Annotated in this window: 8 protein-coding genes; 4 read left to right on the top strand and 4 right to left on the bottom strand. The window is 71.5% G+C overall.

Annotated elements, in window-relative coordinates:
- Window positions 1–22: 22 nt before the first annotated feature.
- Entirely contained in the window at window positions 23–1963 is a 1941-nt protein-coding gene (locus ACGFW6_RS31850) for a glycogen debranching N-terminal domain-containing protein (protein ID WP_393517571.1), read from the bottom strand.
- Window positions 1960–3411, bottom strand: coding sequence for a hypothetical protein (locus tag ACGFW6_RS31845; protein WP_393517568.1), 1452 nt, complete (start codon window positions 3409–3411; stop codon window positions 1960–1962). Before ACGFW6_RS31845 ends, ACGFW6_RS31850 begins: the two co-directional genes overlap by 4 nt.
- Window positions 3412–3532: 121 nt before the next feature.
- Between ACGFW6_RS31845 and ACGFW6_RS31840 the strand changes: the two genes are divergently transcribed.
- The 4 genes from ACGFW6_RS31840 (at window position 3533) to ACGFW6_RS31825 (ending at window position 9357) form a co-directional block, all read left to right on the top strand.
- Window positions 3533–4729 carry an ROK family protein gene (locus ACGFW6_RS31840; protein ID WP_393517565.1) on the top strand — a complete coding sequence of 399 codons (1197 nt, stop codon included), beginning with the start codon at window positions 3533–3535 and terminating at the stop codon, window positions 4727–4729.
- A 407-nt stretch (window positions 4730–5136) separates the two neighbouring features.
- Window positions 5137–7857, top strand: coding sequence for a pyruvate, phosphate dikinase (gene ppdK / locus ACGFW6_RS31835; protein ID WP_393517562.1), 2721 nt, complete (start codon window positions 5137–5139; stop codon window positions 7855–7857).
- 266 nt (window positions 7858–8123) lie between these two features.
- A complete protein-coding gene (locus tag ACGFW6_RS31830) occupies window positions 8124–8267 on the top strand; it encodes a hypothetical protein (protein ID WP_393517559.1) in 144 nt (47 codons plus the stop codon).
- Window positions 8268–8565: 298 nt separating this feature from the next.
- Window positions 8566–9357, top strand: a complete 792-nt coding sequence (locus ACGFW6_RS31825; RefSeq protein ID WP_393517556.1) for a hypothetical protein — start codon at window positions 8566–8568, stop codon at window positions 9355–9357.
- A gap of 200 nt (window positions 9358–9557) precedes the next feature.
- Here the strand turns inward: ACGFW6_RS31825 and ACGFW6_RS31820 are convergent, their stop codons facing one another.
- Both ACGFW6_RS31820 and ACGFW6_RS31815 read right to left on the bottom strand, forming a co-directional pair.
- The gene (locus tag ACGFW6_RS31820; protein ID WP_393517553.1) at window positions 9558–10328 is read right to left on the bottom strand and encodes a crotonase/enoyl-CoA hydratase family protein; all 771 of its coding nucleotides are present in this window, start codon (window positions 10326–10328) and stop codon (window positions 9558–9560) included.
- A 49-nt stretch (window positions 10329–10377) separates the two neighbouring features.
- Window positions 10378–11586 (bottom strand): cytochrome P450, encoded by a 1209-nt coding sequence (locus ACGFW6_RS31815; RefSeq protein ID WP_393517550.1) that lies wholly within the window; start codon window positions 11584–11586, stop codon window positions 10378–10380.
- Between the last annotated feature and the right edge of the window lie 40 nt (window positions 11587–11626).

Below are 11626 nucleotides of genomic sequence, written 5' to 3'. Positions count from 1 at the left end.
GGTGGGGACATGCGGTGGGCGGTTACGCCCCGCCCACCGCCGTCAGCAGGGCCAGCGGTGCCGCCGCCGACCGGGACTCCCGCTCGCAGGCGTGCGGATACGGCACCGGTTCCGCGTGGGTGTCACGGCCGTACCCCGCCAGTACCTCCGGCAGCCGATGCCCGGTGGTCGTCGCCGCGTCGACCAGGGCATGCGCCACCGTCCGGGCCTCGTCGTGCAGGCCGTAGCGGGCGAGGCCCAGGCTGATCAACGCGTTGTCGTGCGGCCAGACCGAGCCCCGGTGGTACGACAGGGGGTGGTAGGCAGGTTGGCCGGAGGCCAGGGTGCGTACGCCCCAGCCCGAGAAGAAGTCCGGCTCCAGCAGACGCCGGCCCACCAGCTCGCCGTACTCCTTGTCCAGCAGCCCGGACCACAGCAGATGCCCCGCGTCCGACGCCAGCGCGTCCACCTGACGGCCCGAGCCGTCCAGCGCCAGCGCCGGGAAGGAGTGCTCCGGCATCCAGAAGTCCCGCTGGAAACGGTCACGCAGATCGGCCGCCGCCTGTTCCAGCAGCGCCGCGTACGTCGCGTCCTGCCACACCGTGCGGGCCAGCCACGCCGTGCGCCGCAGGGCGTCGTAGGCGTACCCCTGGGCGCCCGCCGCCATCACCGGACCGGCCGGCCGGGTGCCGTCGGAGGAGCAGATCGCGCCGGGGGAGTCCTTCCAGTTCTGGTTGGCCAGGCCGCCCTGGTCGGCGCGGTACACCAGATAGCCGCGGGTGGTCAGGCCCCCGTGGTCCAGCATCCAGCCGACCGCGGCGCGCGCGTGCGGCTCCAGACGCCGCGCCAGGGAGGTGTCGCCGGTCTGTTCCACATACGCGCCGAGCAGGATCAGGAACAGCGGCGTCGCGTCCACCGAGCCGTAGTAACGCCCGTACGGCACCTGCCCGAAGTGCGCCAGCTCGCCGTGCCGGACCTCGTGCACGATCTTGCCGGGCTGGGAGACCCCGTCCGGTCCGGACCGTGCCGTCGCCTGGGTCGCCGCGAGCGCCGGGAGGGTGGCCGCGGCCAGCCGGGGCCGGTAGGGCAGGGCGAAGAGCGAGGTGAGCAGGGCGTCGCGGCCCAGCAGCGTCAGGAACCAGGGGGCTCCGGCGGCGGGCACCCGCAGTTCCTCGCCGTCGGGGCCCGTCGCCGGGACCTGGAGCGCGGCCAGGTCGGCCAGACCCCGCGCGCAGGCCGCGGCGAGCTCCGGCCAGCCCGTCGGGAAGGCCACGCCCTCGACGAACTCGCCTTCCTGGGCCAGGAGCTGGGCGGACAGGGCCGCGGGGGAACGGGGCACGCGCAGGGCGCGCTTGTCGCCGTGCGGGCGGGCCATCACCCGCAGGGTCAGCTCCGTCGTGCCGTGCGGTTCGAGGTCCAGCGCCCAGACCAGCCGGCGCGCGCCGGTCCCGGTCTCCTCGACGGCGTCGGGCGCGGGCTCGGTCGTCACGGTCGTCACCGAGCGCCATTCACCGCGCCGGTAGCTGAACTCCACGCCGTGGTCGAGGACCTGGCGGTGGCGCTTGGCACCGGACTTGGCGTACGTACGGTGGTCCGAGCGCAGCTCGAACTGGTCGGTGAAGTCGGCGTCGGCCGTCAGCGCGAGGTGGATCGTCGTCGGCACCGGGCGGTTGCTGGTCACCCGGACGACGTCGATGAACGAGTTGTCGCCGACGGCCTGTTCACGAAAGAGCGTGTACGCCGGAGGCTCGTCGCGTCCGCCGCGCGGCACCAGCACACAGCGTGCCGTGTCACCGCCGGCCACCGGCGAGAGCGTCTCGGGCACCGCCCCGTCCACGGTGAGCTGCCAGCGGCTGAGATGCCTGGCGTCGCGTACGAACAACCCCTCCGGGGAGCCGGCGGCCCGTACGCCGCTGATGTCGCCGGCGTCGCCCACTGCGGCGAACGTCCCCCCGTACACGAGCAGATGATGACGGTCCGTCATCCCCGGTCCCCTCCCTTGGAGTCCATGGGTTCCTCGAAGTCGTGCAGCAGGTCGAGCGTGAGCGCCGCCGTCCAGCTGAAGCGCGTGGTGCCGCAGCCCTCGCCGGTGTACGGATCGACGTACTCGGCGAAGTCGGAGGCGACGGCGAGGTCGAGCATCGCCTCGCGCAGGGCGTCGGCGCCGTCCCGCTCGTCGTGCAGGCGCAGGCCCCGCTCCAGGAGCCAGCCGGTGTTGAACCAGGCCGGGCCCCGCCAGTAGCGGTGCCGGTCGAAGGCCTCGCCCAGGAGGTCGTACGACGGGACGAGGCGGGTGGAGCGGCCGAGGCCGAAGTGCGGGCCGTGCACCGTGCGGATCAGGGCGGTGGCGATGTCGCGCGGCAGGGTGGGCAGCAGGAGCGGGATCAGGCCGCTGACGCCGCGTTCGGGGATGAGCTCGCCCGCCCGCACGTCGTGGCAGAGGAACATCCCGCTCGCCGGATCCCACATCCGCTCGATCAGCGCCGCCGTCAGCCGTTCGGCGCGGGCGTGCCGGGCCGTGCCCGTCGCCCCCAGCTCCCTCGCGATGCCGGCCAGCGCGTGCTCGGAGGCGATGAGCAGGGCGTTGAACGCCGGGTCCTCGACGGCGAACAGGCCGGCCCCTCTCCCGTCACCCCCCTCGAACGGCGCCCTCCCGGCCGCCTTCACACGTCCGCCGTCCGCGTACCGGCCGTCCCGGTAGTCCGTCGCCAGCCGCACATAGCGCCCGTAGTCCAGATCCGTCGGCCGGTCCTCCGCCGCCCCGTGGTCGAGGTCGGCACGGCGGAAGGAACGGGTCGGCGCGGGCGGGACGCGGTGCAGGGGCGCGTCCCAGCAGGGGCTGTTGTCCATACCCTGTTCCCAGGGGTGCACGACCGACGCGAGCCCCGCGCCGCCGAGGTCGCGCCGGTGCAGCAGATAGCGGTGCCAGGCGGCCAGACGGGGATAGACCCGGGCGAGGAAGCCGCGCGCACGCGACAGACCCGGGTCGGCGCGGTGCACCAGCCAGGCGGCCAGCGCGTGCACCGGTGGCTGCACGATGCCGGAGGTCTGTACGGTGCGCGGGGCGCCGGCGGGCCGCCCGGCGTCCGAGGAGCGCCAGAAGTCGGGGCTCGGGAAGTAGGCGTCGAGCGGTACGGAGGGGTTGAAGACGATGTGCGGGATGCGCCCGTCGCCCCACTGGGCGTCGAGCAGCGTCTCCAGTTCCGTCTGCGCCCGTAACGGCGAGACGTGCCTGAGGCCGATCGCGATGAACGCCGAGTCCCAGGACCACTGGTGGGGGTACAGACCGCGTGAGGGCACCGTCGAGGTGCCGGTCCAGTTGGCCGCCAGGACGCGGGCGGCGCCGGCGTGCGGGGAATCGGCCTCGGGCGGCGGATCGTATGCGATGTCACGGTCCGCGCGGTGCGCGGTGAGTTGGGCAGTGCGATCCACTCGGGGCTCCCCGAAAAGACGTCCGGCCGACCGGTTCGGTCGGCGCCACCGTAGAGTTACGTCTATTTAACACGCAAAACCCAATATGTAATGCAAGCTTGAGAAACACAAGGGGGTGTGCATGAGCGCACGGGGTCAGGCGAGTTCCGGGGAACTGCTCGAACTGGTGCGGAGCGGACGGGCCGTCACGCGCGGAGCACTTCAACAGGCCACCGGGCTGTCCCGTGCCACCGTCGGCCAGCGCCTCGACCGTCTCTTCCGCGCCGGCTGGCTGCGCGAGGGCGCCGGCGGTCCCGTGGACTCCCCGCTGGGCGGGCGCCCTTCCATCACGCTGGAGTTCGACGACGCCCACGCCGTCGTCCTCGCCGCCGACCTGGAGACCCGGCACGCGCGCGCCGCCGTACTGACGCTGACCGGCGAGATCCTCGCCGAGCACGGCGGCACCCTGGTCGTCGAGGACGGGCCGGAGGCGGTGCTGGGCGACCTGGGGCGCTGGTTCGCCGAGCTGCTGGTGAAGGCCGGGCGGCAGGCCGGGGAGGTGTGCGGCATCGGGCTCGCGGTGCCGGGGCCGGTCGACAGCGTGACCGGCCGGGTCGTCCAGCCGCCGATCATGCCCGGCTGGGACGGCTACGACATAACGGGCCGGCTGGCGAGAGCCTTCGCCGAGGAGACCGGTGCCGCCCCGGTGCCGGTCCTCGTCGACAACGACGCCAACCTCATGGCGTACGGCGAACAGCGCACCGGCTACCCGGAGTGCTCGGCCTTCGTCCTGGTCAAGGTGTCGACGGGCATCGGCGCCGGAGTCGTCGTGGACGGCTCGGTCTACCGCGGCATCGACGGCGGCGCCGGCGACATCGGGCACATCCGGGTCGGTGCCGACGCGCTGTGCCGGTGCGGTTCCCACGGCTGTCTGGCCGCCGTCGCGAGCGGCCGTGCCGTCGCCCGGCGGCTGGCCGCGGACGGGGTTCCCGCGGCCTCCGGCTCGGACGTACGGGACCTGCTCGCGGCCGGGCACCCGGGGGCGGCCGCGCTGGCCCGGGAGGCCGGGAGGCAGGTCGGGGACGTACTGGCGACCGTCGTGACGCTGCTCAACCCCGGCGTGCTGATGATCGCCGGGGACCTGGCGGGGACGCCCTTCCTCACCGGGGTGCGCGAGCTGCTGTACCAGCGGGCGCTGCCGCGCTCCACCGCTCATCTGGACGTCGTGACCTCGCGGCTGGGGGAGCGGGCCGGGCTGATCGGGGCCGGGGCGCTCGTCGTGGAGCACCTCTACGCGCCCGAGCGGGTGGAAGACCGGCTGGTCGCGCTGGGTGTGTGACGGGCGCGTTTCCGTTTCGGGGACGGGTCCGCATGGTGAAATTCCGGCGGCTGTGGCAGCGTGATTCTCGCCACCCTTGATAAGGGTTGCGCTCAGATGAGCGGATCTTGAGCGACTGCACTTCTCCAAGGGGTGGCACTGGGTGCCACCCCTTGATCGTTCATCGATCGAAATCAAACGTGCGGTAAGGCCGCTCATACGAGCAAGAAACCGCACCTGTGGACGCTCTTGCGTTCAAGAAGTGAAAACATCAGCCCGTCACGGCTTGCCAAGCCTTGACTTTCGATCCACTGGCGGACGGGTGGTTACAGGCGCATGACACGTGAGTAGACGTACCCAGGCGCCTTCGATCTGGGTATGTTCCTCGCCGTCAGGGCAGCCACCACGTCCTCGAGGGAGTCGAGACCGTGTCGGAAAACAAAGAACCCCACGTAGCGAAGTTCGTTTACGACTTCACCGAGGGAAACAAAGACCTCAAGGACCTCCTGGGTGGCAAGGGCGCCAACCTCGCCGAGATGACCAACCTGGGACTTCCCGTTCCCCCCGGCTTCACGATCACGACAGAAGCCTGCAAGGTCTACCTCGACAGCGGCGAGGAGCCGGCGGCACTGCGTGACGAGGTGAGTGCGCACCTCGACGCTCTCGAGTCCCGCATGGGCAAGAAGCTCGGCCAGGCCGACAACCCTCTTCTCGTCTCCGTCCGTTCCGGCGCCAAGTTCTCCATGCCCGGCATGATGGACACGGTCCTCAACATCGGGCTCTCCGACAAGTCCGTGAAGGGCCTCGCCGAGCAGGCCGGCGACGAGCGGTTCGCGTGGGACTCCTACCGCCGCCTCATCCAGATGTTCGGCAAGACCGTCCTCGGCGTCGACGGCGACCTCTTCGAGGAGGCCCTCGACAAGGCCAAGGAGGCCAAGAAGGTCACGGTCGACACCGACCTGGAGGCCGCCGACCTCAAGAAGCTGGTCACCGCCTTCAAGAAGATCGTCAAGAAGGAGGCCGGCCGGGACTTCCCGCAGGAGCCGCGCGAGCAGATGGACCTCGCCATCGAGGCGGTCTTCAACTCGTGGAACACCGACCGCGCCAAGCTGTACCGCCGCCAGGAGCGCATTCCCGGCGACCTCGGCACTGCCGTCAACGTCTGCTCGATGGTCTTCGGCAACCTCGGCCCGGACTCCGGCACCGGCGTCGCGTTCACCCGTGACCCCGCCTCCGGCCACCAGGGCGTGTACGGCGACTACCTCCAGAACGCGCAGGGCGAGGACGTCGTCGCGGGCATCCGCAACACCGTGCCGCTCGCGGAGCTGGAGACGATCGACAAGAAGTCGTACGACCAGCTGATGCAGATCATGGAGACGCTGGAGAACCACTACAAGGACCTCTGCGACATCGAGTTCACGATCGAGCGCGGTCAGCTGTGGATGCTCCAGACCCGCGTCGGCAAGCGCACGGCGGGCGCCGCCTTCCGTATCGCGACCCAGCTCGTGGACCAGGGCCTCATCGACGAGGCGGAGGCGCTCCAGCGCGTCAACGGCGCCCAGCTCGCGCAGCTGATGTTCCCGAAGTTCGACGAGGAGGCGAAGGTCGAGCAGGTCGGCCGGGGCATCGCGGCCTCGCCGGGCGCGGCCGTCGGCAAGGCCGTCTTCGACTCCTACACCGCCGTGAAGTGGTCGCGTTCGGGCGAGAAGGTCATCCTGGTCCGCCGGGAGACCAACCCCGACGACCTCGACGGCATGATCGCGGCCGAGGGCATCCTCACCTCGCGCGGCGGCAAGACCTCCCACGCGGCCGTGGTCGCGCGCGGCATGGGCAAGACCTGTGTCTGCGGCGCCGAGGAGCTCGAGGTCGACACCAAGCGCCGCCGGATGACGGTCCCCGGCGGACACGTCGTCGAGGAGGGCGACGTCATCTCCATCGACGGCTCGTCCGGCAAGGTCTACCTGGGCGAGGTCCCGGTGGTCCCGTCTCCCGTCGTGGAGTACTTCGAGGGCCGGATGCACGCGGGCGCCAACGACGCCGACGAGCTGGTCGAGGCCGTGCACCGGATCATGGCGTTCGCCGACCGCAAGCGGAGCCTGCGGGTGCGTGCCAACGCGGACAACGCCGAGGACGCGCTGCGCGCCCGTCGCTTCGGCGCGCAGGGCATCGGCCTGTGCCGTACGGAGCACATGTTCCTGGGCGAGCGCCGGGAGATGGTCGAGAAGCTGATCCTCGCCGACACCCAGGCGGAGCGCGAGGCGGCCCTCTCGGAGCTGCTGCCGCTGCAGAAGAAGGACTTCGTCGAGCTGTTCTCGGCGATGGACGGCCTCCCGGTGACGGTCCGTCTCCTCGACCCGCCGCTGCACGAGTTCCTCCCCGACATCACGGAACTCTCGGTCCGCGTGGCCCTGGCCGAGTCCCGCCAGGAGCCCCACGAGAACGAGCTGCGCCTGCTCCAGGCCGTGCACCGGCTGCACGAGCAGAACCCGATGCTGGGTCTGCGCGGCGTACGCCTGGGCCTGGTCATCCCCGGCCTGTTCACCATGCAGGTCCGCGCGATCGCGGAAGCGGCCGCCGAGCGCAAGAACGCCAAGGGCGACCCGCGCGCCGAGATCATGATCCCGCTCGTCGGCACCGTCCAGGAGCTGGAGATCGTCCGCGAGGAGGCCGACCAGGTCATCGCGGAGGTCGAGGCGGCGACGGGCACCAAGCTGAAGCTGTCGATCGGCACGATGATCGAGCTGCCGCGCGCCGCCCTCACGGCCGGTCAGATCGCGGAGGCGGCGGAGTTCTTCTCCTTCGGCACGAACGACCTCACCCAGACGGTGTGGGGCTTCAGCCGGGACGACGTGGAGGCGAGCTTCTTCACGGCCTACCTGGAGAAGGGCATCTTCGGAGTGTCGCCCTTCGAGACGATCGACAAGGACGGCGTCGGCTCGCTGGTCGCCGCGGCGGCGAAGGCGGGCCGGGAAACCCGCCCCGACCTCAAGCTCGGCGTCTGCGGCGAGCACGGCGGCGACCCGGAGTCGGTGCACTTCTTCCACGAGGTCGGCCTCGACTACGTCTCCTGCTCGCCGTTCCGCATCCCGGTGGCGCGCCTCGAGGCGGGCCGCGCGGCCTCCCAGTCGGTCGGCAGCGACCACCGCTAGGTCGCGGGGCCCCTCACCGGGCCCCCCGGCACCGAACTCCGGAGTCGTCGCCCGTCCCCGACCCTCAAGACCGATGGGCGGCGACTCCGGTGCACCAACGAGGGCGGCACCCTGTGCGGGGGTGCCGCCCTCTCGGGCGTCAACTGCGCGGATGTGCAGGCAAGTTGGCCGATCCTGCGGAACGGGGTGGCGGGGGCGCCGGCAAGATCACGGTCAACGGCTGGTACTGGACTCCCGCCCCGACCTGATCGAAGGGCGGGGCGGGCATGGAAGAACCGACGGGGATGACCGCGCTGCGGCAGCTGCTGCCTCCGCCTCCCGGAGCCGGCGAGAACATCGACGGGGAGGCGGCCGAGGCGCGGTGGGGGACCGGGTTCCCCCGGGACTACAGGGACTTCATGGCCGTGTAGGGCGTCGGCGGGATCGGCTCGCAGGAGGAGATCGACGAGCTCGGCGTCCTCGGGCCGTTTCCCACCGGGGCCCACGAGTACCCTCCCGAGGACCTTGGGTTCCGGATCGACCTCATGGCTGCGCGCGTGTGGCGGTGCCGGATTCGGAAGGTTCCGCGTCGTCTTCGCCAAGTCGAGGCGACCGTGAGGTTAAGAGCTGGGTAGGGGCGGTCGGAGGGCACAACCCCCGGGATGTCCCCCTGGTCTCACGCGGGTGAAGTCACCACACCATTCATCGAGCGTGGGGAAACCAAACACCATGCGCAGACGCGCCACCGCAGCCATAGCCACCGCCGCCGCCTTCAGCGCCGTCCTGGCCGTAGCCGCTCTCGCCGCTCCGGCCGCCGGGGCCGGCCAGGACGACTCCGGCACGAAGTTCTGGAACATCGACGTCAACCACGACCGTGACTACACCGTCGGCGTGGAGGCCGCGCGGAAGAGGGTGTTCTCGGTCTCCGCGACGGTCACCGACCCGTCCGGCGTCCAGGGCGTGTCGTACGAGCTGTGGCACGGGACGGAACGGGCCAAGGCCGACGGCGTCATGACCGCGTCCAGCCACTGCGTGAAGCTCAACGAGACCACCTCCTTCTGTGAGGCCCTCCTGACCGCCGACCCGAACGTCAACCTCCGCAGCAACGCCCTCGCCGGGGTCTGGATCCTCACCCCCGTGGCCACCGACGGCGCCGGCAACGTCACCCGCGGGGACGGCGCCTACTTCGCCCGCATCAAGCGCCAGACCTACATGTCCCAGACCGTCGCCACCCCGCAGACGGTGAAGAAGGGTCAGAACCTCACGGTCAAGGCCCGGATGACCGTCGCCAGCTGGGAGCAGCGCAAGGACGTGCCGCTCATCGGACACCAGGTGGTGCTCCAGTACCGCAAGGGCACCAGCGGCCCCTTCACCACCCTGAAGAAGATCAAGACGGACCGCAACGGCTGGGCGACGACCACCGTGCCGGCGACGGCGGACGGCTCGTACCGCTACGACTTCGCGACCACGAGCCTCACCCAGGCCACCACCGGCTCGGCGGACTACGTCGACGTGAAGTGAGCCCTCACCGGTGAAGTGACAGGTGAGCCCTCACCGGTGAAGTGACCGCCCGCCGCGTCGGCACCGCGGCGGGCGGTCTTCCGGGCCGGCGGACCGGCCGCGGCCGTCCCCGAGGATACGACGCGCCCCACCGGTGTCCGGCACGCGCGGCCGGATGCGGCGGGACACGTTCCGCTCGCCTCTCGGGATGTCCGGAAGCCCTATCTCTGCCAGGCCGGTGAACGCTTCTCCGTGAAGGCGCGCGCGCCCTCGGCGGCGGACGCGGTGGCGAAGACAGGGGTGCTGAGGGGGTCCTGGACGGCGTAGGCGGTGTGGTCGTCGAGGCCGCGGGTTCGCTGGACGATCTGTTTCGTGACGAGGACCGCGTCACGGGAGTGGGCCTGGACACGGTCGGCGAGCGCCAGGGCAGCCTCAAGGGCTTCGCCGTCCCGGGTGAGCTGGTTGACGAGTCCGTACCGGGCGGCCTCCGGGGCGGGCAGCGGCGCCGCGGTCAGGAGCAGTTCCATGGCCACGTGATAGGGCAGGCGGCCGGGGAGACGGATCGCTCCGCCCTCGGCGGCGACGAGTCCGCGCGCGACTTCGGGCAGCGCGAAGAACGCGCTGTCGGCGGCGGTGATGAGGTCGCAGGCGAGAGCGAGTTCGAAGCCGCCCGCGACGGCCGCGCCCTCGACGGCCGCGATCAGCGGCTTGCGGAGGCGGGCGCGGGTCAGTCCCGCGAGCCCGCGGTCGGCGACGACCGGGACGCCGGCGGTGGGGAAGGCTTTGAGGTCCATGCCCGAGCAGAAGTGGCCGCCCGCTCCGGTGAGGACGCCGACGCGGAGCGAGGCATCGGTCTCCAGCCGGGTGAGGGCCGCGTCCACGGCGCCGGCCAGGGACGCGTCGACGGCGTTGCGGACATGCGGCCTGTTGAGGGTGATGAGCAGGATGCCGGCGCGTGGCTCGGTCACCAGCACGGGGTCTTGGCTGTCCACCAGTGAGCTCCTGATCGGGAGGGTTCGGTACGGGGCGGGGGCGGGGCGGTCAGGTCCGTACGACGGGCAGGGCGGCCAGGCCGCGCATCACCCGGGCCGGCCGCCAGGAGAGCTCCTCGACGGGCTTGGCCGGCGCCACCGGGCCGAGGCGTTCCAGCAGCAGGGGAAAGGCGACGGCGCCTTCGAGGCGGGCCAGGGCGGCGCCGATACAGAAGTGCGGTCCGTACCCGAAGGCGAGGTGGTCGTTGGGTGTTCGGCCCACATCCAGCCGGTCCGCGTCCGGGAAGCGGGTCTCGTCCCGGTTGGCGGAGCCGATCACGAGACTGACGATGTCCCCCTCGCCGATCACCTGCCCGTGCAGGCCGATGGGTTCCGCGGCGCAGCGGAACGTCGCGTCCCGCACCGGGGAGTCGTAGCGCAGCAGTTCCTCGACGGCGGTGCCGATCAGACCGGGCGTGGCCCGCGGTCCGGTGAGCCGGGCCGCCTGGTCCGGGTTCCGCAGCAGGGCGAGCATGCCGTTGCCGATGAGGTTCATGGTGGTGTCGTGTCCCACCAGCAGCAGGAGGTAGGCGGTGGAGCGCAACTCCTCCTCGCTCATCGCCCCGCTGTCGTCGCCGGCCTGCACGAGCGCGCCCAGCAGGTCCACTCCGTCGCGTACGCCGCCCGTGCGTTTGCCCGCGATCAGCAGGTCCAGCAGGGCGTGCAGCTCGGCCTCCGCCCGGGCGAGGTCCACGCCCGAGGCGGGGGCGATCGTGGCCATCAGGGTGTCCCGGGTGGCCGCGTTGTCCAGTTCCCCGGGGACACCGAGGATCGCGCAGATCATCCGGAAGGTCAGCGGCGCCGCGAACGCCGCGATCACGTCGACATGGGTGTGCTGCTCGATCCGATCCAGCAGCCGGTTCGCCGTGTCGGCGATGAAGGGTTCGAGTCGCGCGATACGCCGGGGCACGAACGCGGCGTTCACCAGGGCCCGCAGCCGCGTGTGGTCCGGGGGATCCGCGTGGACCAGATGCCGGTTCAGGCCGGCGGGCCCCGGCACATAACCGGGCACCCGGTCCGGCTCCTTGCTCAGCCGCTCGTCGGTCAGCAGCGTACGGACATCGTCGTAGCGGGAGATCTGCCACACCGTGGGACGTCCCGCTCTGCGGTGGGGATGCGCGGGAGCATGCCGGCGCAGCCACGCGAAGTACGGGTACGGGTCCTGGACCCGCGCGGTGAGCAGTTCGGGAGGCGGGGAGGGCACTGCGGGAGCGGGCACGGGGGCTCCGGACTCGAAGACCGACACGGACATCGCACCA

Origin of the sequence: Streptomyces sp. Y7, assembly GCF_043195415.1 — a bacterium.
Lineage (GTDB): Bacteria > Actinomycetota > Actinomycetes > Streptomycetales > Streptomycetaceae > Streptomyces.
This window is presented reverse-complemented; position numbering and strand designations above follow the sequence as displayed.

Bases quoted from the DNA above. Each gene is read 5' to 3' on its own strand.
- ACGFW6_RS31850 (WP_393517571.1), bottom strand. From the start codon at position 1,963: ATGACGGACCGTCATCATCTGCTCGTGTACGGGGGGACGTTCGCCGCA.
- ACGFW6_RS31840 (WP_393517565.1), top strand. From the start codon at position 3,533: ATGAGCGCACGGGGTCAGGCGAGTTCCGGGGAACTGCTCGAACTGGTG.
- ACGFW6_RS31830 (WP_393517559.1), top strand. From the start codon at position 8,124: ATGGAAGAACCGACGGGGATGACCGCGCTGCGGCAGCTGCTGCCTCCG.
- ACGFW6_RS31825 (WP_393517556.1), top strand. From the start codon at position 8,566: ATGCGCAGACGCGCCACCGCAGCCATAGCCACCGCCGCCGCCTTCAGC.